Below are 21,502 nucleotides of genomic sequence, written 5' to 3' on the forward strand. Positions count from 1 at the left end.
CCGCGCCGCCGTTCCTGACGTACCGCCAGGAAGAAGACGCCCGTCGTCCCTCCGTCCGGCCCGCCCGGGGAGGGGGAGGGACCGGGGCACCCCCGGCGGGGGAACGGGCGCCGGGCGGCGATACTGGGTCCATGAAGCTCAGTCGTCCCGTCTCCTGGTTCCTGCTCGCGTTCGGTGTCTGGTCGTGGGTGATCTGGGTGACTTTCGCTAAGAATCTCTGGAAGGACGGCAGTGGACTCGCGTTCGACGACGCGGGCGATCCGACCGCCTACTTCTGGGTCCACCTGCTCCTCGCGATCACCTCGTTCCTCTTGGGGACGGCTGTGGGCTTCATCGGGTTCCGCGGACTCAAGGCGCTTCGCACCGAACGCGCGTAGGCGGTGTCCGGCCGGGAGCCGCCGGACACCGGCAGAGGGCGTACGGCGGGCGGGAACGAGTCGCACGGAGCACGCGTGCGGCGGCATCGGGCGGGGGAGTGGCAGTGGCCGTGGTGTTCGTGGTGGTTCTGATCGTGGTGGTGGCGCTGCTCGCCGGTGTGCACCGCTATCTCTGGCGCCGCTTCGTCGGTGACACCACCGCCCAGGGCTCCGTGCTCCGGCGCCTGGGCACGGTCGCCGCCTTCGTGCTGCCGCTGCTCAGTGTCGGCGCGCTCGTCTCGGGGCAGGCCGGCGCCCCCTTCTGGCTGCAACGGGTGCTCGCCTGGCCCGGGTACCTCTGGCTCGCCTGCCTGCTCTACCTGACGCTCGCGCTGCTCGTCGGCGAGGCGGTCCGGCCGGTGCTCCGCCGGGCCCTCGACCATCGCCGGCCGGAGCGCGCCGCCGGGGGGAGCGGCGGCGCCGCCCGGGAGAGTGCCGAGGTACGCGTGCCGTCCGGCGCCCCCGCCCGTACGGTCCCGGAGCCGGCGGCCCCGGCGGTGGACGCCCCGCCTTCCGATGCCCCGCCTTCAGACCCCCGGCGTCCCGACGCCCCCGCGCCCACCGCCCCGGCCTCCGCCGTCCCCGCCCCGTCCCGGCGGCTCTTCGTCGCGCGGGCGGTCGGCGGTGCGGCGGCCGTCGCCGGGTTCGGGACGGTGGGGTACGGCACCTACGGCGTGCTGCGGGGCCCCCGCACCAAGCGGATCACCGTGCCGCTGGCCAAGCTGCCGCGCTCCGCGCACGGCTTCCGGATCGCGGTCGTCAGCGACATCCACCTCGGCCCGATCCTCGGCCGCGCCCACACCCGCCGCGTGGTCGACGCGGTCAACGCGACCCGGCCCGACCTGATCGCGGTCGTCGGCGACCTGGTGGACGGTTCGGTCGCGGACCTCGGCTCCGCCGCCGAACCGCTGGCGGAGTTGGAAGCCCGGCACGGCAGCTTCTTCGTCACCGGCAACCACGAGTACTTCTCCGGCGCCGCCGAGTGGGTCGCCCACGTGCGCGAACTGGGCCTGCACCCGCTGGAGAACGCCCGGGTGGAGATCGACGGCTTCGACCTGGCCGGGGTCAACGACGTCGCCGGGGAGAGCGAGGGGCAGGGGCCCGACTTCGACCGCGCGCTCGGCGACCGGGATCCGGCGCGGGCCGCCGTCCTCCTGGCCCACCAGCCGATCGTCATCGACGACGCCGTCGCGCACGGCGTGGACCTCCAGCTCTCCGGCCACACCCACGGCGGGCAGCTCTGGCCCGGCAACCTCGTCGCGGAGCTCGCCAACCCGACCGTCGCCGGGCTCGAACGGTACGGCGACACCCAGCTCTACGTCTCGCGCGGCGCGGGTGCCTGGGGCCCACCGGTCCGGGTCGGAGCGCCCTCCGACATCACCGTGGTGGAGCTGGCCTCCCGGCAGGCCTGATCCGTCCCCCTTTCAGGCCCTCACTCCGTTATGCGCCTTCGGTGCGTATTGCCACCGGTGAAACCCGGTGCGAGAAAGTCGACTTGGCGATACGTCAGTTCGCTGACCGCACCCCCGATCGGCCCGTTTTCGTCACCCCGCGTGACGGTTGTCCCACTCAATGGACAGGTGAATCGGGCCTCTTGACGGCTTGGGTTTCAAGTGTCAATCAAAAGACCGTAGGTCACCCGTTTGGGCTTCCAGATGCGAAAATCGTGTGATTAGGTGAGCGCGAACATGCGGTGATGTGCGCGTATGGGTGCGTCGACCGCGGCGGGGCTGGTAAGGGAGAGCACGGCAATGCGTTCGATCCGGGTACGGATTCTTGCGATATGCGCGGTACTGATCATCGCAGGGGTCGGGGCCTGGCAGCTTCTCCCCTCCGACGGGGAGGGTGGCAAGCCGATTACTGTGGGTACTGTCGACGAGGTCACCTCGCTCGACCCGGCAGGTGCGTACGACGCGGGATCCTGGGCCCTCTTCAGCAACCTGTACCAGACTCTGATGACGTTCAAGTCCGGAGCCATCGTCCCCGAGCCGGAAGCCGCGGAGAGCTGCGAGTTCATCGGCCAGAAGCTCACGACGTACCGCTGCACGCTGCGGGACGACCTGACCTTCTCCAACGGTCACAAGGTCACGGCGAAGGACGTCAAGTTCTCCTTCGACCGGATGATGAAGATCAACTCGGACGTCGGCCCGGCGGTGCTCTTCCCGAGCCTGCGGAACGTGGTCGCCGACGGCCGGGACGTCACCTTCAACCTGTCCGCCCGTGACGCGACCTTCCCCGCGAAGCTCGCCACCGGCGCCGGCGCGATCGTCGACTCGGCGGTGTACCCGAAGGACAAGATCCGTACGGGCAACAAGGTGGACGGCTCCGGGCCGTACGTCCTGAAGTCCTACGAGGACGGCGTCAAGGCCTCGATGACGCCCAACCCCAGCTACCGGGGTTCGATCAAGAACGTCAACGCGGCGATCGACGTCCGGTACTACGAGACCTCCGACAAGCTCCTCGCCGCCTGGAAGGCGGGCGGCCTCGACGTGACCCACCGCCAGCTGCCGCCGGCCCAGATCAGCAAGATCAACACGACCGACCCCGATGTCCAGGTCACGGAGACGGACAGCGCCGAGATCCGCAACATGGTCTTCAACGTCCGTCCGGGCGCGACGCTTTCGGACAAGCGCATCCGGCAGGCCATCGCCTGGACCATCGACCGCGGTCCGCTGGTGAGCGACGTCTACGACTCCACGGTCGAGCCGCTCTACTCCCTGATCCCGCAGGGCACCATCGGCCACTCGACGCCGTTCTTCGACGACTACCCGCAGCCCGACGTGAACAAGGCCGAGGAACTGCTGCAGGAGGCCGGCGTCGAGACCCCGGTGCACATCGACTTCGCGTACCGCGCGGACGGCGCGAGCACCGCGGAGACCGCCGAGATCAAGCGCCAGCTGGAGAAGGACGGACTCTTCGCGGTCGACGCGAAGGCCGTGAAGTGGGAGGACTTCCAGAAGGGGTACGCGTCCGGCAAGTACGACGCGTACACCGTCGGCTGGCTCCCCGACTACCCCGACCCCGACACCTTCGGCGGGCCGCTCGTCGGCACCGACAACAGCCTCCACAACGGCTACTCCAACCCCAAGCTGGACGCGCTGGTCGCCGACACCCAGGGGTTCGAGGACCGAGGCCGCACCTCGAACGACTTCCAGAAGATCCAGGACATCGTCGGCCAGGACGTGCCGCTCGTCCCGCTGTGGCAGAAGAAGGACTACGTCGTCGCCAAGACCGGGATCTCCGGTTCGCAGTACCTCTCCGACAGCACCGGCGTCTGGCGCCTCTGGGAGCTGAAGCGCATCTGATCCGGCAGCGCCTCCGATCCGGAAGCGCGTCCGATCCGGCGGGCGGCCCTGCACGGGCCACCCGCACGCCCCTCGCACGACGGCCCGCCCGCGGATTCTCTTCCGCGGGCGGGCCGTCGTCGTACGTACGCACCGGAGACGGGCCCCGTCAGTGGGCGGTGGGCCCGCGGCGCAGGCCGACCGCCGCGACGGCCGCGCCGAACAGGCAGAGCACGCCGGTGACGGTCACGGCGGTGTGCACGCCGTTCATGAACGCCTGCCCACTGCCCTCCACCACGGCCGCGCGCAGCGGGGCGGACATCGCGCCGGAGACCGGGGCGACGCCCATGGACACCGCGTCCCCGGCTCCGGCCATGCCCTCCGCGACCCGGGCGGGCACCCCCGCACCGGTCAGTTCGCCGACGAGGGTGGCGCCGACCCGGCCGCTGATCAGCGAGACCAGCACCGAGGTGCCCAGCGCCCCGCCGATCTGCAGCGCGGTGGCCTGGAGGCCGCCGGCCACACCGCCGTCCCTGACCGGCGCCTGCCCCACGATCGCGTCCGAGGAGGCGGCGAGGACCATGCCGACCCCCAGGCCGAGTGCGACGAACGGCGGCCACATCGTCGCGTACGACGAACCGGTGTCCCAGGTCAGCATGGTGAAGGTCGCGCCGGCCTGCAGCACCATGCCCAGCGGCATGGTCAGCCGCGCTCCGAAACGGCCCGTCAGCGCGGCGCCCAGCGGGGAGGCCACCAGCGAGGCGAGGCTGAGCGGCAGGGTGCGCACCCCGGCCTCCACCGGCGAGAAGCCCCGCACGTTCTGGAGGTAGAGCATCACGAAGAAGATCACGCCGAGCAGCACGAAGAAGTTCAGCGCGGTGATGACCGTGCCGACCGTCAGGGACCGGATGCGGAACAGTCGCATCGGCAGCAGCGGATGCTCCTGCCGCGTCTCGTGGAACCCGAAGCCCACCAGGACCAGGACGCCCGCGAGGACCGTGGAGAGCGTCGCGGCCGAAGTCCAGCCCCAGGTCTCGGCCTTGACCACGCCGAACACCACGCAGATCAGCCCGGCCGCGAGAAGCACCACCCCGGCGACGTCGAAGCGGTGGTGTCCGGTGGAGTCCTTGCTCTGCGGCAGTACGAACGCGCTGACCAGCACCGCGAGCAGGCCGATGGGCGCGTTGATCCAGAACACCGACTCCCAGCTCACGTGCTCGACCAGCAGACCGCCGACGATCGGGCCGAGCGCCGTGGAGACGGCCGAGACCATCGCCCACAGGCCGACCGCCATGCCGAACTTGCGCGGCGGGAAGACCGCGCGGAGCAGGCCCAGGGTGTTCGGCATCAGCAGACCGCCGAAGAAGCCCTGGAGCGCCCGGAACACGATGACGCCCTCGATCGAGCCGGACAGGCCGATGGCGACCGAGGCGAGCGTGAACCCGACGACCCCCACCAGGTAGTAGGTGCGCCGGCCGAACCGGTCGCCGAGCTTGCCGCCCAGGATCAGCGAGGCGGCGAGGGCCAGCAGATACGCGTTGGTCACCCACTGGAGGCCGGCCGTGGACGCCTTGAGCGCGCGGCCGATCTCGGGATTGGCGATGGCCACGACCGACGCGTCGAGCTGGACCATGAACAGGCCGAAGGCGACGGCTATGAGTGTCAGCCACGGATTCGCGCGGCGGCCCGCGGACGTCGCCGTCGGCGGCGGGGAGGAAGCGGGCAGGGAGGAGGAATCCACGGTGGTGGAGGGCATGGGTGTGCCGTGTCCTTCGCAGGGAGAGGGAGAGAGGGGTTGCGGGGAGCCCGGCGCACGTCGTCCGCCCCCGGGGTGTCCGGGGGTACGGCCGGGAACGCCGGAGCGGCCCGCGGCACCGCGAGGGGTGGTGTGCGGGCGGGAGGTCCGGAGACGTCCTGGGCGGGAGGGTTACTCGGCCGCGGGCGCCGGGTGCAGCGCGTCCGTCAGCGAGTTCAGGGCGCCGAGCGCCGACCCCAGCGCGCCCTGCTCGCCGTCGGTGAGGGACTCCAGCGCGCGGGCGAGGTGGACCCCCTGGAGGCGCCGGACCTCGGCGAGCTCACGACGGGCCCGGGGCGTCGGGTACAGGTGCGCGACCCGCTTGTCCGCGGGGTCGGGGCGGCGCTCCAGCAGCCCGGACCCGGTGAGCCGGGAGACCAGGGCGCTCACGTTGTTCGGCCGCATCAGCAGCGCGTCGGCCGCCTCGCGCACGGTGGAACCCTCGTACTGCGACACGAAGCGCAGCAGCGCGAGCTGCCCCTCCGGCGGCTTGGGGCCCGGGAAGTCCTGGGCGATCCGCCGGTCGAGAGCCCGGTTCAGCGCAGGCAGGACCGACGCGAGCGCGGACGCTGCGGAGTCCTCGTCCTGCGTGGACGCACCGGGGGCGGGCATGGTCCGAACTTTAGGTCTGACGTCATAGATATGTCAAAGGAGGTGACTGCCCGGCCACGTGCTTCCGTGCTCTTCCGCCCGGGACCGTGCGCTCCCCAGGGGTTTCCCTGACGTGCGGCCGTCAGCTCTTCTTGTGCGCCACCGCCGCCGTGGCCATCCCCGGCAGGAAGTCCGTGAACAGCTCGTGCACCTCGCGCACCAGCGGGCGCAGCACCCGGAAGCGCGCCAGCGCGACACCCCGGGTGGTGAGCCGGGCGCCCCGGAGGGCGAGCCTGCGGGTGCGCTCGCGGTCCGGCGTGCGGTCGAACACCCAGTACAGGACCAGGCCCATCTGGGAGAGCCACATCAGCTCCGGCAGGGCGTCCGCCAGCTCCTCGGGGACCTTCGCCTTCGAGCCCGCCAGCACCTCGCGGTGGAGGGTGATGGCGGCCTCGCGGGCCGGTTCCGACTCCGCGGAGAAGGGGCTGAGCGGACTGTCCGGGTCCGCCGCGTTCTTGAAGAACTGCGCCGCGAACTCGTGGTACGGGGTGGCCACGTCCAGCCAGGCCGTCAGCACTCCCGCGAGGCGGGCCTCCAGATCGGTCTCGCGGTCCAGGACGATCCGGGCGGCGGCCCGGTGTTCCGCGCCGATGCGGTCGTAGAACCCCTGGACGAGGTGTTCCTTGCCCGCGAAGTAGTAGTACGCGTTGCCGACCGAGACGCCCGCCTCCTGGGCGATGGCCCGCATGGTGGTCTTGTCGTAACCACGCTCCTGGAAGAGGCGCAGAGCCGTCTCCAGGATGACCGTGCGGGTCTGCTCGCTCTTCGCGGAGGACCGGCCGGCCTTCTCGCCGCTCTCCTCGGCCTCGGCGCCGCCCCCGGCCTCGGCGGCCGGCGGAGCGGCGAGGCCGGCGGGGGAGTCGGCGGCGGTCGTCCCGGTCTCCCGGGGCGCCGCCGCCTTCCGTGCCGCGCGTGAGCCGGTCACCCGGCCGCCCGCCGCGCCCCGCGCGTCCAGCGCGTCTGCCTCGTGCTTCTCGTCCTTCGCCACGGCCCCAAGGCTATCCGCCCGTTTCCGGCACCGGGACCGCGCAGGCGCCGCCCGGGCCACAGGACTCGGCCGTCATCGACCGGTACTTCGCGGCGGCCAGCACCGCTCCCCGGGCGAACGGCGCGGCCGCCGGGCTGCTGAGCCAGTGCGCCTTCGGCCGGTGCTCGGCGAGCGCCCAGAGGCAGACGACCCACGCCGCCGCCCCCAGGTACACCTGCCCCTGGTCGCCGACCACCGTGATCTCCTCCAGCGTCGCCGCGTGGTCCAGTTCCGGGAAGCGCCGGCGGGCCTCCTCGGACGCGGCGGGCACCAGCTCCAACGGCACGAGCTGGCGCTGACCCCGCAGCCAGTGGCGTAGGTGGACGCAGAGCGAGCACTGCGCGTCGTACAGCACGGTGAGCCGGTGGACCGCGATCCGCACGGGCGAGGGGGTGTCCGCCCCCGTGGCGGACACCCCCTCGCCCGGCGCCCCCGAGACCACTTCCGCTACCTCGCCGGGCATCCCGGTCACTTCCCCGTGGCGGGTGCCGCCCACGGGCCCTGCGGCCCGGTCCAGCCCTGCGGCGCTACCGGCGGGGTCTGCTCACGCTCCATCAGGCCCCGGCGGCGCATCTTGTTCAGGACGAAGACGTTGCCCAGGTGCATGGCGCCGAGCACCAGCAGGACGACGCCGAGCTTCGGCGAGAGCGCGTCGAAGAGCTCGCGGGCGTCCGCGATGTCGTCGGTGTTGCGCAGATAGAGCGTCACGAAGCCCAGGTTCACCAGGTAGAACCCGACCACCAGCAGGTGGTTCACGGCGTCGGCGAGCTTCTCGTTGCCCCGCAGGACGTCCGCGATGAAGACGCGTCCGTTGCGGCTCAGCGTGCGCGCCACCCAGACGGTGAGTGCCACGCTGACGATCAGATAGATGACGTACGCGACCACGGTGAGGTCCATGCCCCAGCCCCCTTGAACGTGTTCAAAACCTCTTGTCGTGGACTGTAGACCTCTTCTTGAACATGTTCAAGAAGAGGTCGGGGCCGCCTGCCCGCCCGGTGGGGGCACACGCACCCCGCCGGCTCCGGACGCGGCCTCGGGTACGACCTCCGGCGTTGCTTCCGGTGTGCCCGGGGTGGCCACGGGCACACCGGGCACGCCGGGGTCGCCGTGAAGTGCCGGACGCTCGGCCGCGCCGCCGTGGCCAGGCAGGCTGCCAGTACCGCCGCGGCGGCCACGCCGAGCGGGAGTGCGGGGCCCGTGACGGAGGCCGCCAGCGGGGCGAGGGTGTACCCCAGGGGCATGGCGGCGATCGAGATCAGCCAGTCGTACGAGGTCACCCGGGCCAGTACCTGCTCCGGGACCGCCGCCATCACCGAGGTGTCCCAGACCGGGCCGAGGAAGCCGAGGCCGGCGAGGGCGAGCCCGTACGAGGTGACGGTCGCCCAGGACGGGGCCGAGGCGGCGAGCAGCGCCAGCGGCAGGGCGTACGTCGCGAGGCCGAGGGTGGAGACCAGTAGCGGACGCCGTGGCCGTGCCCGGCCGGCCAGCAACGAGCCCGCGAGCAGGCCCACCGCGCCGGTCTGCATCAAAGCGACCCACGACCCCCGGCCGCCCGGTTCGCCGATGACCATCGAGGGGCCGAGGGTGGCCAGCGTGGCGGCGGCGCCGTTCCAGACCCCGTGCGCGATCAGCGTGGACGCGTACCAGTCGCGTGAGCGGACCTCGCTCCAGCCTTCCTTGAGGTCCCGGACGATCGAGGAGTGCGGGACCCGGACGCGCCGCACCCGGATCGCGGCCAGCAGGGCGGCGCACACGGCGAAGCTCGCGCCGTCGAGCAGGAACGCCCAGCCGGGCCCGGCGGTGAGGACCAGCGTGCCGCCGACGGCCGGCCCGCCGAGGCGTACGGCGCCGTTCGCCGAGGCGATCAGCGCGTTGGCGCGCAGCAGTTGGGACGCGTCCACCGTGCCCCGGACCAGCGGCGAGGTGGTGGGCATGGCGAAGGCCCCGGCCGCGCCGCCCACCGCCTCGGCGGCGGCGATCTGCCACAGATGCGGATGCCCGCCCAGGAGTTCCAGGCCGACGAAGACCTGGCCCGCCGCCCGTACGACGTTGGTGGTCAGCGCGACGGTCCTCGGGTCGAACCGGTCGCCGGCCACCCCGCCCAGAGGCAGCAGCAGCATCTTGGGGACCAGCGCGCAGGTCAGGACGAGGGCGAGTGCGCCGCTCGATCCGGTCGCCGCCCAGACGGCGAGGGTGAGGGCGACCGGTACGGCCGCGTCACCTGCGAGCGAGAGGGTCGTACCGGTGAAGAGCAGCGCGAAGGAGCGCGTACGTAAGGGGTGCGATGACATGGACACAATATATTTCGGAACCGAATGATTCGCCTCCGAAATACGGGTTCTCGTAAGAACTGGGCGGCGCCGGGAGCCGGTTCCCGCGGGCGTACCATTCCGCCATGCAGCCACGCGACCGGGTCGACAGTCACATAGAGCGGTGGAAGCCGGTGCTTCCTGGACTCGATCCTCACGTCGAGGGTGCGGTGACCCGGATGCAGAAGATCACGGCGCATCTGCGCCGGGTGCGGGAGCAGTCGCTCACCGACGCCGACCTGGACCGCCCGGAGTTCGAGACCCTCCACGAGCTGGCCGGGCGCGGGGGCGCCGCCGCCCCGTCCGAGCTGGCCGCCGCGCTCGACCTGGCGCCGGCCTCGGTCACCGGGCGGCTCGACGTGCTGGAGGGCCGCGGCTATGTCCGCCGCACCCCCTCCACCACCGACCGGCGCAGGGTCGTCGTGGAGCTCACCCCGGCCGGCCGGGCCACCTGGCGGGGCACCATGGACTACCTCGGCCACGAGGAGACCCGGCTGATCGACGCCCTGGACGCGGACGAACGCGTCCTGCTCAACTCCCTGCTGCGGCGGGTCCTGCTGGCCGCCGAGGGCGGCCCGGCGCCGCGTACGACCCGCCCCTGAGCAGCGGCCGGGGCGAGGCGTCCCGGGAACGGGCCGTTCGGACACGGGAGTTGTTCAGACGCTCATCGAACGCGCGGTGTTGACCTGCGACATGAGCATGGGGAACGTGTTCGGGTTCATCGCGGGGATCATCGTCGAGTGGTGACGGCCGCCGCTCGTCACCGTCACCTGGACGAACCCGGTGGTCTTCTTCTCCTTCATCAGGAGGAAGAGCAGGCCCACCAGGCAGAAGAGGGCGAACACGATCGCCAGCACGATCGCCACCGGCGGGATCTTCTCCTCGGTGCGCGACATGTCCGTCGCCGTCCACACCGCACCCCGGAGCGGCATCGTCCCGGAGGGCGTGACCACGGAGTCGTTCACGACGGCTATGTCGCCGATGGTGAGCGTCGGCGCGCCCGCGTAACCCTGGTGCGGGACGGGGAAGTTGCCGCCCTGCCCGGGCTGCTGCCCGGGCCCCGGGTAGCCGTACCCCGGGCCCGGCTGCGGGTAGCCGTACGCGGGTGTGTCGTACGCGGGCGGGCCGCCCGCCGGGTAGCCGTACCCCTGACCGTCAGCCACCGTGGGCGGGTTGGCCGGCTGCTGGGGCGGACCCCACTTGTAGGCGTCACCCGCGTACGGATTCGGCTCGCTCACCACGTTCCCCGTTCATTCGGCCGGCCCCCGTGCGGTACCGGGCACCCGACCGTACCGTCGCGGCCCCGCGGGCGCAGCAGGAGGCCCCGCCCACCGACGCCTTCGCGTGCGGTGGACGGGGCCTCCCGTCGGACCGGCCGGATCAGAAGCGACGCGTGATCAGCGCGCGCTTCACTTCCTGGATGGCCTTGGTGACCTCGATGCCACGCGGGCAGGCGTCCGTGCAGTTGAAGGTCGTACGGCAACGCCACACGCCGTCACGGTCGTTGAGGATCTCCAGCCGCTGCTCACCGGCCTCGTCGCGCGAGTCGAAGATGAAGCGGTGCGCGTTGACGATCGCCGCCGGGCCGAAGTACTGGCCGTCGTTCCAGAACACCGGGCACGAGGACGTGCACGCGGCGCACAGGATGCACTTGGTGGTGTCGTCGAAGCGCGCGCGGTCCTCGGCGGACTGCAGGCGCTCGCGGGTCGGCTCGTTCCCCTTGGTGACCAGGAACGGCATGACGTCGCGGTACGCCTGGAAGAACGGGTCCATGTCGACCACGAGGTCCTTGAGGACCGTGAGGCCCTTGATGGCCTCGACCGTGATCGGCTTCTCCGGGTTGATGTCCTTGATCAGCGTCTTGCAGGCGAGCCTGTTCTTGCCGTTGATCCGCATCGCGTCGGAGCCGCAGATGCCGTGCGCGCAGGAACGGCGGAACGTCAGCGTGCCGTCCTGCTCCCACTTGATCTTGTGAAGGGCGTCGAGGACACGCTCCTTCGGGTCGATCTCGATCTGGAAGTCCTGCCAGACCGCTTCCTCGGAGACCTCCGGGTTGAAGCGGCGGATCCGGATCGTGGCCGTGATGTACGGGGTGTCGGCGAAGCCGGGCTCGGGGGCGCTCGTCTTCTCCAGGGTCGGGGTAGCCATCAGTACTTACGCTCCATCGGCTGGTAGCGGGTCTGGACGACCGGCTTGTAGTCGAGCCGGATCGACTCGGTGCCGTCGGCCGCGACCTCGCGGTACGCCATGGTGTGGCGCATGAAGTTGACGTCGTCGCGGTTCGGGAAGTCCTCGCGGTAGTGACCGCCGCGGGACTCCTTGCGGGCCAGCGCGGAGGTCGCCATGACCTCGGCCAGTTCGAGCAGGTTGCCCAGCTCGACGGCCTCCAGCAGGTCCGTGTTGAACCGCTTGCCCTTGTCCTGGATGGACACGTTCAGGTAGCGCTTGCGCAGCTCGGCGATCTTGTCGACCGCCGTCTTGATCGTCTGCTCGGTGCGGAACACCATCACGTTGGCGTCCATGCACTCCTGGAGCTCCAGGCGGATCTCCGAGACGCGCTCGGTACCGGTGGAGTTCCGCAGGCGCTCGACCTGGTCGACGACCATCTGCGCCGGGTTCTCGGGAAGCGCGACGAAGTCGTTCTCCGCGGAGTACTCGGCGGCGGCGATGCCCGACCGGCGTCCGAAGACGTTGATGTCGAGCAGCGAGTTGGTGCCCAGACGGTTGGCACCGTGCACGGACACGCACGCGACCTCGCCCGCGGCGTACAGGCCCGGGACGACGGTCGTGTTGTCCGCGAGCACCTCGCCCATGACGTTGGTCGGGATGCCGCCCATGGCGTAGTGCGCGGTCGGCTGGATCGGGATCGGGTCCGTGTAGGGCTCGATGCCGAGGTACGTACGCGCGAACTCCGTGATGTCCGGGAGCTTCGCGTCCAGCTGCTCCGGCGGGAGGTGCGTGAGGTCGAGGTAGACGTGGTCGCCCTCGGGACCGCAGCCGCGGCCCTCACGGATCTCCGTGTAGATGGAGCGGGACACGACGTCACGGGACGCGAGGTCCTTCATGACCGGCGCGTACTTCTCCATGAAGCGCTCGCCGTCCTTGTTGCGGAGGATGCCGCCCTCACCGCGGGCGCCCTCCGTCAGCAGGATGCCCATGCGCCAGATGCCCGTCGGGTGGAACTGGAAGAACTCCATGTCCTCCAGCGGCAGCCCGCGGCGCCACGCGGCGGCCTGACCGTCACCGGTCAGGGTGTGCGCGTTCGACGTCACCTTGAAGAACTTGCCGGTGCCGCCGGAGGCGAAGATGATCGCCTTCGCCTGGAAGACGTGGATCTCGCCCGTGGAGAGCTCGTACGCCACGACGCCGGCGGACTTCTTCACGCCGGTCTCGGGGTCCTCCTGGAGCAGGAGGTCCAGGACGTAGAACTCGTTGAAGAACTCCACACCCTCCTTGACGCAGTTCTGGTACAGCGTCTGGAGGATCATGTGGCCCGTACGGTCCGAGGCGTAGCAGGACCGGCGGACGGGGGCCTCACCGTGGCTGCGGGTGTGCCCGCCGAAACGGCGCTGGTCGATACGGCCCTCGGGCGTGCGGTTGAACGGCAGGCCCATCTTCTCCAGGTCGAGGACGGCGTCGATGGCCTCCTTCGCCAGGATCTCGGCGGCGTCCTGGTCGACCAGGTAGTCGCCGCCCTTGATCGTGTCGAAGGTGTGCCACTCCCAGTTGTCCTCCTCCACGTTCGCCAGCGCGGCGGCCATGCCGCCCTGCGCGGCGCCCGTGTGGGAGCGGGTGGGGTAGAGCTTCGTCAGCACCGCGGTGCGGCTGCGCTTCGTGGACTCGATGGCCGCGCGCATACCGGCGCCGCCGGCACCGACGATGACGGTGTCGTACTTGTGGATCTGCATGATTTCCTCTGGTCCCTCTGGCCCGGTGCCTAGCGGATGTTCGGGTCGAAGGTGAAGATCACCAGCGTGCCCAGCAGGACGGTGAAGACCGTGGCGGTGTACAGGAGCATCTTGAGCCAGAAGCGGGTGTTCGCCCGTTCGGCGTAGTCGTTGATGACCGTACGGAGGCCGTTGGAGCCGTGGAGCATGGCGAGCCAGAGCATCGCCAGGTCCCAGACCTGCCAGAACGGCGAAGCCCAGCGGCCCGCCACGAAGGCGAAACCGATCTTGGAGACGCCGCCGTCGAGCACCAGCTGGATCAGCAGGTGACCGATGACGAGGACGACCAGCACGATGCCCGACAGGCGCATGAAGAGCCAGGCGTACATCTCGAAGTTGCCACGCGTCGACTTCGGGGTCTTGCCGGTCCGCTTGCGCGGGGGCTCGATCACCGGGGCCGGGTGGTCGACGTCGTACAGGCTCACGCCTTCGACGTCACCGATCGCGGAGGAGGTCTCGGTCGACATTGGCCTCAGCTCCCGAAGATTTCACGTACGGCGTGACCGAGGACGGGGTACAGGGCCCCCACCATCAGCACGATCCAGATGCCCAGCACGGTCCAGAGCATCTGCTTCTGGAAGCGCGGGCCCTTGGACCAGAAGTCCACGGCGACGATCCGCAGACCGTTCAGCGCGTGGAACAGGATGGCGGCGACCAGGCCGTACTCGAGGAGCGCGACGATCGGGGTCTTGTAGGTGTTGACGACGTCGTCGTACGCCTCGGGGGAGACACGGACGAGAGCGGTGTCCAGGACGTGTACGAACAGGAAGAAGAAAATGAGGACACCGGTGACTCGATGAGCCACCCAGGACCACATGCCTTCCCGGCCGCGGTACAGCGTTCCAGCCGGCACGGAAGAACCCTCCGGGAGCGGGGATTGGGGTCGGCCGGCTTGACTGTCGGTCTGACCCGGCCGGGTACGGTCCACCGGCCCCGGCCATGGTAGCGACGCTTTGTCGGTTCGTTCGCGCCGGGGCCCTTGCTGTGATCAAAGAGGCAATCGATCAGCCACGGACGGGCTAGGGGTTTCCTGGCCCGGGGCCGTGTCCGTTGCCGTGCCCGGGGAGGGCGCCGACACCAGCTCGATGATGCGTTCCCGGGCGAGCCGCCGCACCTCCTCCGCCGTGACCGAGCGCTCCTCGTCCGGGTCGTGGGCCAGCCGGGCCCTGATGCCGGCGAGCACCTGGTCCACGTGATGGGAGGGCCGGTGGCCGTCCAGGCAGATCACGAACGCGTGACCGAACTTGGTCGTGTACGCGGCGTGCGCCGCCCGCAACGCCAACCGCGCCGCGTGGGGCGCGTCCTCGCGCAGCGAGGGGCCCGCCTCGCCGGCGAGCGCCTCGGCGACATCCGTGGGAGACAGGTCGTAACCCGCTTCGTCGGAGGCGGCGAGCAGGGAGTCCAGATCGGGATACGGGCGGTACGAGGCCACGCGGTGCGCCCAGCGGGTGCTGCCGCAGCACTCCAGCAGGGCGGCCTCCGCCACCAGGAACGGAGCCGCGTTGAACCGGGCGAGTCCGTGCGGGGCCGTGGTCGCCGTCGCGGCGGTCGTGGCCTGGAGGGATGGGGCCTGGTCCAGCGGGGCGGACCCTGGGGCGCGGTCGTGGGCGGGACGGGCCGTCCGGCGGCCGGTCTGCCGCACCTGCTCCGGCACGCTGCCGGTGGTGGGCTCGCTGGACCTGGACAGCGTGAACTCCTCGGACGAATGAACATCAGGACCCTGGAGAGGGGTCGGGAAGATCGGGAAGGCCGGGAAGGCCGGGAAGGCCGACAAGCCGGCGCGTTCGCACGGGGGACGAAAGTGAAGGGAGTGGCGTATGTGCCGCAACGGTAGCGAGGACAGTGGACACCCGTCCGGCGGAACCCAGAAAACCACCCGAACGAGAGAGTTACGGAACGTTTGACTGACATCCCGTCCGATCGTCGCATCCCTCGATCGGGCTAAGCGAGGGCGAGTGGCCGGTGTCCGCGCGCCGGAGCGCGTATCTGTGCGGCGTGCGTCCTTGCCGCAGATCCCGTGGGTCCCTCAGGTCTCCGGGACTTCTCATTTCCCTCACTTCCCTTATTTCCCTTACGTCCCTCATGTTCCGTCCTCCACGCCCCCCACGCCCCGGAGGTTTTCACCCCATGCCCCCCTCACGCGGTGTCCTGGCCGCAACGGCCCTCACCACCACTGCCGCGCTCGCCCTCGTCTCCTGCGGTTCGGGTGACGACGGCGGCTCCGAGCCCACCGGGGACGCCGCCTCGTCGGCGTCCTCCATATCCCCCTCGTCCCCCGACGCGTCGACACCCGCCGCCGGTTCCTCCTCGCCCTCCCCGTCACCCACCCGCAGCTACGCCCTCTCCGCGGCGCCCCGCACCATCCCGGCCGTGCGCGAGCACACCGCCGCGCGCGGCCCCGGCTGGAAGCCCACCTCCTCCGGCGCGGTGGTCGTCGCCGACGGCAGCGGCGCCCTCGCCGACGAGGCCAGGCTGCTCGCCAAGGAGCTGCGGCTGCGTTACAAGGGGGAGACCGCCGCCCGTTCGGGTGACGTCGAACTCTCCCTGGACAAGGGAGCGAAGACCGGCGCCGAGTCGTACACCCTCACCGCGCGGGACGGCCGGGTGGCCATCAGCGGACCCGACGAGGCCGGTGTCTTCTGGGGCACCCGCACCCTCAAGCAATCGGTCGCCGCCGACGGCACCTTCCCCGAAGGCGTCGTCAACGACCGGCCCGACCGCCCGCAGCGCGGCTTCAACCTGGACATCGCGCGCAAGCCGTACAGCGTCGACTGGATCGAGGACCGGCTCCGCGAGATGGCGGACCTCAAGATGAACCAGTTCGGCCTGCACTTCTCCGACGACCAGGCGTTCCGCATCGAGTCCCGCACGCACCCCGAGGTGGTCTCCCAGGACCACCTGAGCCAGGCCCAGGTGAAGCAGATCCTGGCGCTGGCGAAGAGCCTGCACATCGAGGTGGTCCCCGAGATCGACTCGCCCGGACACCTCGGTGCCGTACTCCGGGCCCACCCCGACCTCCAGCTCCACAGCGTCTCCGGGACGGCGTCCAAGGGGTCCCTCGACATCTCGAAGCCGGGGGCGGCGAAGCTGGTCGACGAGCTGCTCGACGAGTTCACGGGCCTCTTCGGCGGGAAGTCCTGGCACCTGGGCGCCGACGAGTACCAGGCGCTCACGGTCCCCGACCCCGGCGCCTCGTACCCGCAACTCCTCGCCGCCGCCCGGCAGAAGTACGGCGACGGAGCCACCATCGAGGACCTCGCCACCGGCTGGCTCAACGACCGCGCCGCCGTGGTCCGTCCGAAGGGGATGACCGCGAAGGCCTGGAACGACGGCCTCTTCAGCGGCGGCTCCGTACAGGCGGACAAGCGGATCGAGATCGAGTACTGGACGGGCAAGGAGATCGGCGCCCGCGATCCGGAGGCGTACCTGAGCGAGGGGCGCCCGATGGTGAACCTCAACGACGAGTTCCTCTACTACGTGCTCGGCCAGCCCAACGCATTCGTCTACCCGACCGGGAAGCGGATCTACGAGCAGTGGACCCCGCTCGTCCTGCGCGGCACCCAGCCGGTCCCGGCGAAGTACTCCGACCAGATCCTGGGCGGCCGGTTCGCCGTCTGGGGCGACTTCCCGAACGCCCAGACGGCGGCGCAGGTGGCCGAGGGCATCCGGATGCCGCTGAAGGCCACGGCGCAGAAGCTCTGGGTACCGGGGAAGCCGGCGCTGAGCTGGGCGGCGTTCACCGGTCTGGCCTCGGAGATCGACGGGCGGGGGTGAGGCCGTTCCCCTCCGGGCGGGGAACCTGCGGAACCAGCATGCGGAATCAAGCCATCCGGTGGCCGGGGCGCGGACCGGCCACCGGGAGCCGCGCCCGGTTTCCTCCATCAAAATCGCGCCGAACAGGAGTCATTTTTCCCGATTTCTGCGATTGTTGTGGCTGGTGGGGCGCTCCGGCTGCGCCCTGGCGCGCGTTTCCGGCCGGGGTGCGTGTGACGTATTCACGCCACCCGGCGCTGTACGCGACACAGAAGACCTGGGGGTACGTCATGAACCTGTGGGACCTCATCGCCCGCGCCGACGCGCGTGCACTGGCCGCGAGCGGCCTCGCCTGCCTCGACCGCTGTCTGCCCCCGGGCCCGGAGGGCGACGGCCCGGAACCGTTGCGGCCGCTCTGGGCGAGTTGCGAGGACGGCACCGCGTGGGCGGCCCGCCTCGCCGCCGCGCGCGAGACCGTCGCGGCCCTGGACCCGCCGCCCGGCCCCGGTGACGGGGAGGCGGCCGGCGCGTTCCTCGCCCGCATCCGCGCGACGCTGGACGCCGCCCCGGAGACCTTCGAGGCCGGCCCCCTGCGCGCCTGGGCCGACGCCTGCTCCCTGCTCTCCCTGGAGATCCACCGGCGGGCCGACCAGCCGCCCACCCCGGACGCGGACGCCCCTGCGGCGGACGCGGGGGACCCGGAGGAAGCGCCGCGGAGCGGTGAACGGGAAGCCCTGGAGCTGCTGAGGATCGGCTCCGCCGGGGCCGAGGCCGACGCGGGCCCACTCGTCGCGGGCGAACTGCGCCGCCAGCGCGAGCTGCTGGAGATCCTCGCCGAGACCGCCGGCTCGCCCGGCAGCGGCGCGGGCCTGCGGCGGGCGCTCGACCACTCGACGGAGGGCCGCCGGGTGCTGCGCGCCGTCATGTCCCGCCGGGCACGCAACCAGGCCTGAGGGGGCGGGCGGAACTTCCGTCCGCCGCGTCACGCACCTCCTGAAGCACGCGATCGCAACTCCGCGTGCTTCAGGAGCAGCGCTTCAGGAGCAGCGCTTCAGGAGCAGCGCTTCAGGAGCAGCGCGAGGTCGCTGTCGCGGGCCAGTTCTGGGGTGACTTCTCGCGGATGCTGGTCGGCCAGTGGTGCGCGGCCAGGACGAACAGCCAGGCGCGTATGCCCAGGGTTCCTGTCCGGTCCGAGAGTTCAGTGAGTGTCGTCCGCGACCGGATGCAGTCCGGCCACGCTTCCAGGGCACCATCCGCCGCTCTCGCGCCAGGGGCGTTCCTCGTTCTGCGTCGACAGGGCCTTTGCGTGTCGGTGCAACGTGCAGGCCAGGGCGTAGGTGCCTTCTTCCCTGCGGATGACCTGGGCATGGTCGTCCGGGTGGTCGTAGACGAGTTCCCAGCCGGGTATCACGGACGGGCCGATGCCGTCGACCCGGCGGCGTCCGTCGCTGCTGACGTGCGTGGTGCGTTCCATGCGCTCTCCTCCGTACGACTGGGCAGGCCCGCTCCGGGCGTTGACCCACCGCGCCCTGCTTTCAGAAGGCGTCGGTCGTGCGCAGGATCGGGACCGTACGAGGGCTGGGCTGCCGGGGCAGGTGCTGGTCCTACGGGTGCGGGATGCCGTGCAGAGGCTACGCGGCCGGCGCATCGCCCGGTCGTGGTGGCACGGAGCGGAAGGACGGCCGAGGCCGCCACCCCCCACAGGAGAGGCCTCGGCCGTCTTCCACGAAGCCGCAGCGCGGCCCCGTACCTCACTCAGCGCCGCGGTCGCGTTTTCTGTTACACCCGGGGTTCGTCGACGGTTTGTTGCGACTTGTACAAGCCATGGACGCGACACCCGCAGAGCACGTAGCGTGCTGATCGCGCAGGGTGGCGCAGCGGCGGTGACCAGCCGCGATTCGGGACAGCAGGGCGGTTGAGGGGTGCTGGGGGACGACGCGGAGCTGACCGCCGCGGTGCTCGCGGCGCAGGGCGGGAGCGAGGAAGCCTTCCGCGTTGTGTATCGCGCTGTGCAGCCACGGCTGTTGGGGTACATACGAACGCTGGTGGGGGAGGCGGACGCGGAGGACGTGGCGTCCGAGGCGTGGTTCCAGATCGCCCGTGATCTGAGCCGGTTCAGTGGGGATGCCGACCGGTTCCGGGGGTGGGCGGCCCGGATCGCGCGCAATCGCTCTCTGGACCATCTGCGGATGCGTGGGCGCAGGCCCGCTATCGGGGGCGACGAAACGGAGTTGACGGGGCGTCCGGCGGATTCCGACACCGCCGGGGAGGCCATCGAGGCCATGGGCACCGACCGGGCCATGGCGCTCATAGCCCGGCTCCCGCAGGACCAGGCCGAAGCGGTCGTGCTGCGGGTGGTCGTCGGCCTCGACGCGAAGACCGCCGCGCAGACGCTGGGCAAGCGGCCCGGGGCCGTACGCAGCGCCGCGCACCGGGGGTTGAAGCGACTTGCGGAGATGCTGGGAGGGGAGCAGCGGGAAGCGGAACGGGCCGGTACGGTCCTTGGGGGGCCTGTGAACGACGGGCCGGCGCACGGTGCGGGGGATCTGGACGGGCCCGGGCCGGAACTCGGCGCCGTGCCCGCGCAGCGGCTCGGGCGGGGTGGTGTGGTGGCGCCCGCGGGAGCGGCTCCCGGAGTGACGCATTCGCGTCCGTGGACGCAGAAGGACATGTGATGGCCGACGATCGGGACGACTGGCTCGACAGGGACGCGGCGGAGAAACTGCTCCGCGGCGAACCGGTCGTGCCTCCCGGGGCTCAGGCGCGCTCCGCCGCACGGAGCCTCTCCGAGGCGCTCGGTGCGACCCGTCCGGGATCGTCGGCCGAGGGTGAAATGCGGGGCGAGGAGGCGGCGTTGGCCGCCTTCCGGCACGCGGGTCCGGCGCGCGGGGCGGCCGGGGCGGGGCGCCACCGGCGGCCCGTCGGACCGGGCCCGGAGGCCGGTACGGCTCCGGGCGCGGGCATGCTCGACCCGGTGCGGCTCGGTACGCCGCCCTCCCCGTCCCGCAGCCGGGAGCGCCCCCGCTTCGGCCGGCCGGTGCGCATCGGCCTGGCGGCCTCGCTCGCGGGCTGCGCGCTCGGCGGCGTCGCCGTGGCGGCCGGTACGGGTGCGCTGACCGGGGCGTTCGGCGGTACGGAACACAGCCCGGCGAGCACGGTGTCGGTGGCCGCCTCGCCGGACGACGCCACCCCGGAAGCGTCCGGTACGGACACCCCTTCCGGCGCCCCGACGGGGACCGGCGACCCCTCCGTCCAGAGCCCCGGCGGGGCCTCCCAGGGGGCGGGCGCCGGGGGCGCCACCTCGGGCACCGGCGCGCCGGACAGCCGTAACGGCGCCGGAACCGAAGGGAGTTCGGGTGGCCACGGGGGAGGTTACGGGGACGGGCACGGGTCCCCGGACCGGGACACGTACGGCAGCGCGGGCGGCTCGGGCGGATCCGGCTCCGACGGGTACGCCGAGGCCGTGGAGGACTGCCGCGACTACCGGGACGGAGACCTGGACGAGCGGGAGCGCCGCCGCCTCGCCGAACTGGCCCGGGGCGAGAAGAACGTTCCGGAGTACTGCGCGCGGATCACGGCCTCGTACCCCGGCGGCTCCGTCGCGGGCGACGGACCGGACGGGTCGGCCCCGGACGAGTCGGCCCCGGACGGGACGGGATACGGCTCGGGCCACGCCGGTGACGGCAAGGGCGAGTGGGGCCAGGACGCGTACCGGCAGGGCCAGTCGTTTGCCTACTCGCTGCGGAACGCCCCTGCGGGCGGCCCGGCGGGCACCACCGGGGACGCCACCTTCGCCGCCGCGCCGACCGCGAAACGGGGCGCGTCGGCGCCGAAGACCGTCGCGCAGACGGACGCGAGGGCGGGCGCGAAGACGGACACGAGGGCGGGCGCGAGGGCGCGAGCGAAGACGGACGCGGAGACAGGCGTGAAGGCGGGTGCGAAAGCCGTCCCGGCGCAGACGCTGTCCACCGACACCGCGTACGCCGGGGCATGGGCCCCGGCTCCTGGCGCGGGCGGCCCCGGAGCCGAGGCGGCCGAGCGGACCGGCCGGACGGGGCAGGCCGGCTGGACGGGGCAGGCCGGTCAGGGTGCGCAGGCGTCTCCGGGCGGACGCGGCGGACGCGGCGGGCAGGACGCCGGAGACACCGGACGCGGTACCGACGAGTACGCCGAGCCCGGTTCCGGGGCCTTCGACCGCACGGCCTAAGGGTGGACCTGAGGGCCCGTCCGCCGCTCCTCCGCTGTGGGGCCGGTCACATCCGGCCGACAGCTGTGACGTTTTTCGGATCGATGACGCAGTAGGAAGTGAGCCGACTGGTC

General features: G+C 71.6%; 21 protein-coding genes. 8 read left to right on the forward strand and 13 right to left on the reverse strand.

Annotation, left to right across the window (positions count from 1 at the left end):
• Positions 1–131 precede the first annotated feature (131 nt).
• The 3 genes from OG599_RS21445 (at position 132) to OG599_RS21455 (ending at position 3,721) form a co-directional block, all read left to right on the forward strand.
• Positions 132–377, forward strand: coding sequence for an SCO4848 family membrane protein (locus OG599_RS21445; protein WP_327177598.1), 246 nt, complete (start codon positions 132–134; stop codon positions 375–377).
• 110 nt (positions 378–487) lie between these two features.
• Positions 488–1,828, forward strand: coding sequence for a metallophosphoesterase (locus OG599_RS21450; RefSeq protein WP_327180123.1), 1,341 nt, complete (start codon positions 488–490; stop codon positions 1,826–1,828).
• Positions 1,829–2,167: 339 nt separating this feature from the next.
• Entirely contained in the window at positions 2,168–3,721 is a 1,554-nt protein-coding gene (locus OG599_RS21455) for an ABC transporter substrate-binding protein (protein WP_327177599.1), read from the forward strand.
• Between the two features lie 148 nt (positions 3,722–3,869).
• Here the strand turns inward: OG599_RS21455 and OG599_RS21460 are convergent, their stop codons facing one another.
• From OG599_RS21460 to OG599_RS21485, 6 genes are all read right to left on the reverse strand, one after another.
• The gene (locus OG599_RS21460) at positions 3,870–5,456 is read right to left on the reverse strand and encodes a DHA2 family efflux MFS transporter permease subunit (RefSeq protein ID WP_327177600.1); all 1,587 of its coding nucleotides are present in this window, start codon (positions 5,454–5,456) and stop codon (positions 3,870–3,872) included.
• Between the two features lie 171 nt (positions 5,457–5,627).
• Positions 5,628–6,107 carry a MarR family winged helix-turn-helix transcriptional regulator gene (locus OG599_RS21465; RefSeq protein WP_327177601.1) on the reverse strand — a complete coding sequence of 160 codons (480 nt, stop codon included), beginning with the start codon at positions 6,105–6,107 and terminating at the stop codon, positions 5,628–5,630.
• 121 nt (positions 6,108–6,228) lie between these two features.
• Complete coding sequence (locus OG599_RS21470) at positions 6,229–6,888, reverse strand: TetR family transcriptional regulator (protein ID WP_327180124.1); 660 nt, start codon at positions 6,886–6,888, stop codon at positions 6,229–6,231.
• 256 nt (positions 6,889–7,144) lie between these two features.
• The gene (locus OG599_RS21475) at positions 7,145–7,636 is read right to left on the reverse strand and encodes a thiol-disulfide oxidoreductase DCC family protein (protein WP_327177602.1); all 492 of its coding nucleotides are present in this window, start codon (positions 7,634–7,636) and stop codon (positions 7,145–7,147) included.
• Between the two features lie 5 nt (positions 7,637–7,641).
• A complete protein-coding gene (locus OG599_RS21480) occupies positions 7,642–8,070 on the reverse strand; it encodes a hypothetical protein (protein WP_327177603.1) in 429 nt (142 codons plus the stop codon).
• Positions 8,034–9,464 carry an MFS transporter gene (locus OG599_RS21485; RefSeq protein ID WP_327177604.1) on the reverse strand — a complete coding sequence of 477 codons (1,431 nt, stop codon included), beginning with the start codon at positions 9,462–9,464 and terminating at the stop codon, positions 8,034–8,036. The genes OG599_RS21480 and OG599_RS21485 overlap by 37 nt, the downstream gene beginning before the upstream one ends.
• Before the next feature lie 104 nt (positions 9,465–9,568).
• Here OG599_RS21485 and OG599_RS21490 point away from each other — a divergent pair, with 104 nt between their 5' ends.
• A complete protein-coding gene (locus tag OG599_RS21490) occupies positions 9,569–10,084 on the forward strand; it encodes a MarR family winged helix-turn-helix transcriptional regulator (RefSeq protein WP_327177605.1) in 516 nt (171 codons plus the stop codon).
• Positions 10,085–10,138: 54 nt separating this feature from the next.
• Here the strand turns inward: OG599_RS21490 and OG599_RS21495 are convergent, their stop codons facing one another.
• From OG599_RS21495 to OG599_RS21520, 6 genes are all read right to left on the reverse strand, one after another.
• On the reverse strand, positions 10,139–10,720 hold the full coding sequence (locus OG599_RS21495; protein WP_327177606.1) for a hypothetical protein: 582 nt from the start codon (positions 10,718–10,720) through the stop codon (positions 10,139–10,141).
• Between the two features lie 142 nt (positions 10,721–10,862).
• Positions 10,863–11,630, reverse strand: a complete 768-nt coding sequence (locus tag OG599_RS21500; RefSeq protein ID WP_327177607.1) for a succinate dehydrogenase iron-sulfur subunit — start codon at positions 11,628–11,630, stop codon at positions 10,863–10,865.
• Positions 11,630–13,390, reverse strand: a complete 1,761-nt coding sequence (sdhA, locus tag OG599_RS21505) for a succinate dehydrogenase flavoprotein subunit (protein WP_327177608.1) — start codon at positions 13,388–13,390, stop codon at positions 11,630–11,632. Before sdhA ends, OG599_RS21500 begins: the two co-directional genes overlap by 1 nt.
• Positions 13,391–13,419: 29 nt before the next feature.
• Positions 13,420–13,896, reverse strand: a complete 477-nt coding sequence (locus OG599_RS21510; RefSeq protein ID WP_327177609.1) for a succinate dehydrogenase hydrophobic membrane anchor subunit — start codon at positions 13,894–13,896, stop codon at positions 13,420–13,422.
• Between the two features lie 5 nt (positions 13,897–13,901).
• The gene (gene sdhC, locus OG599_RS21515; RefSeq protein ID WP_327177610.1) at positions 13,902–14,282 is read right to left on the reverse strand and encodes a succinate dehydrogenase, cytochrome b556 subunit; all 381 of its coding nucleotides are present in this window, start codon (positions 14,280–14,282) and stop codon (positions 13,902–13,904) included.
• 135 nt (positions 14,283–14,417) lie between these two features.
• Positions 14,418–15,008, reverse strand: coding sequence for a 2-oxo-4-hydroxy-4-carboxy-5-ureidoimidazoline decarboxylase (locus OG599_RS21520; protein ID WP_327180125.1), 591 nt, complete (start codon positions 15,006–15,008; stop codon positions 14,418–14,420).
• A gap of 548 nt (positions 15,009–15,556) precedes the next feature.
• Here OG599_RS21520 and OG599_RS21525 point away from each other — a divergent pair.
• Positions 15,557–17,203: a family 20 glycosylhydrolase gene (locus OG599_RS21525; RefSeq protein ID WP_327177611.1), complete on the forward strand. Its 1,647-nt coding sequence runs from the start codon at positions 15,557–15,559 to the stop codon at positions 17,201–17,203.
• A gap of 269 nt (positions 17,204–17,472) precedes the next feature.
• A complete protein-coding gene (locus OG599_RS21530; RefSeq protein ID WP_327180126.1) occupies positions 17,473–18,135 on the forward strand; it encodes a hypothetical protein in 663 nt (220 codons plus the stop codon).
• 245 nt (positions 18,136–18,380) lie between these two features.
• On the opposite strand, the gene OG599_RS21535 is transcribed toward OG599_RS21530, so the two are convergent.
• Positions 18,381–18,656 (reverse strand): hypothetical protein, encoded by a 276-nt coding sequence (locus OG599_RS21535; RefSeq protein WP_327177612.1) that lies wholly within the window; start codon positions 18,654–18,656, stop codon positions 18,381–18,383.
• 448 nt (positions 18,657–19,104) lie between these two features.
• Here OG599_RS21535 and OG599_RS21540 point away from each other — a divergent pair, with 448 nt between their 5' ends.
• Positions 19,105–19,857, forward strand: a complete 753-nt coding sequence (locus OG599_RS21540; RefSeq protein WP_327177613.1) for an RNA polymerase sigma factor — start codon at positions 19,105–19,107, stop codon at positions 19,855–19,857.
• Positions 19,857–21,389, forward strand: a complete 1,533-nt coding sequence (locus tag OG599_RS21545) for a hypothetical protein (RefSeq protein ID WP_327177614.1) — start codon at positions 19,857–19,859, stop codon at positions 21,387–21,389. The genes OG599_RS21540 and OG599_RS21545 overlap by 1 nt, the downstream gene beginning before the upstream one ends.
• Positions 21,390–21,502 lie beyond the last annotated feature (113 nt).

This window comes from Streptomyces sp. NBC_01335, assembly GCF_035953295.1.
Classification (GTDB): domain Bacteria; phylum Actinomycetota; class Actinomycetes; order Streptomycetales; family Streptomycetaceae; genus Streptomyces.

Coding starts and splice junctions, on each gene's coding strand:
- OG599_RS21535 (WP_327177612.1), bottom strand. CDS start 18,656: ATGGAACGCACCACGCACGTCAGCAGCGACGGACGCCGCCGGGTCGAC.
- OG599_RS21445 (WP_327177598.1), top strand. CDS start 132: ATGAAGCTCAGTCGTCCCGTCTCCTGGTTCCTGCTCGCGTTCGGTGTC.
- OG599_RS21500 (WP_327177607.1), bottom strand. CDS start 11,630: ATGGCTACCCCGACCCTGGAGAAGACGAGCGCCCCCGAGCCCGGCTTC.
- OG599_RS21480 (WP_327177603.1), bottom strand. CDS start 8,070: ATGGACCTCACCGTGGTCGCGTACGTCATCTATCTGATCGTCAGCGTG.
- OG599_RS21485 (WP_327177604.1), bottom strand. CDS start 9,464: ATGTCATCGCACCCCTTACGTACGCGCTCCTTCGCGCTGCTCTTCACC.
- OG599_RS21530 (WP_327180126.1), top strand. CDS start 17,473: ATGAACCTGTGGGACCTCATCGCCCGCGCCGACGCGCGTGCACTGGCC.
- OG599_RS21525 (WP_327177611.1), top strand. CDS start 15,557: ATGCCCCCCTCACGCGGTGTCCTGGCCGCAACGGCCCTCACCACCACT.
- OG599_RS21455 (WP_327177599.1), top strand. CDS start 2,168: ATGCGTTCGATCCGGGTACGGATTCTTGCGATATGCGCGGTACTGATC.
- OG599_RS21490 (WP_327177605.1), top strand. CDS start 9,569: ATGCAGCCACGCGACCGGGTCGACAGTCACATAGAGCGGTGGAAGCCG.
- OG599_RS21460 (WP_327177600.1), bottom strand. CDS start 5,456: ATGCCCTCCACCACCGTGGATTCCTCCTCCCTGCCCGCTTCCTCCCCG.
- OG599_RS21545 (WP_327177614.1), top strand. CDS start 19,857: ATGGCCGACGATCGGGACGACTGGCTCGACAGGGACGCGGCGGAGAAA.
- sdhA (WP_327177608.1), bottom strand. CDS start 13,390: ATGCAGATCCACAAGTACGACACCGTCATCGTCGGTGCCGGCGGCGCC.
- OG599_RS21510 (WP_327177609.1), bottom strand. CDS start 13,896: ATGTCGACCGAGACCTCCTCCGCGATCGGTGACGTCGAAGGCGTGAGC.
- OG599_RS21475 (WP_327177602.1), bottom strand. CDS start 7,636: ATGCCCGGCGAGGTAGCGGAAGTGGTCTCGGGGGCGCCGGGCGAGGGG.
- OG599_RS21465 (WP_327177601.1), bottom strand. CDS start 6,107: ATGCCCGCCCCCGGTGCGTCCACGCAGGACGAGGACTCCGCAGCGTCC.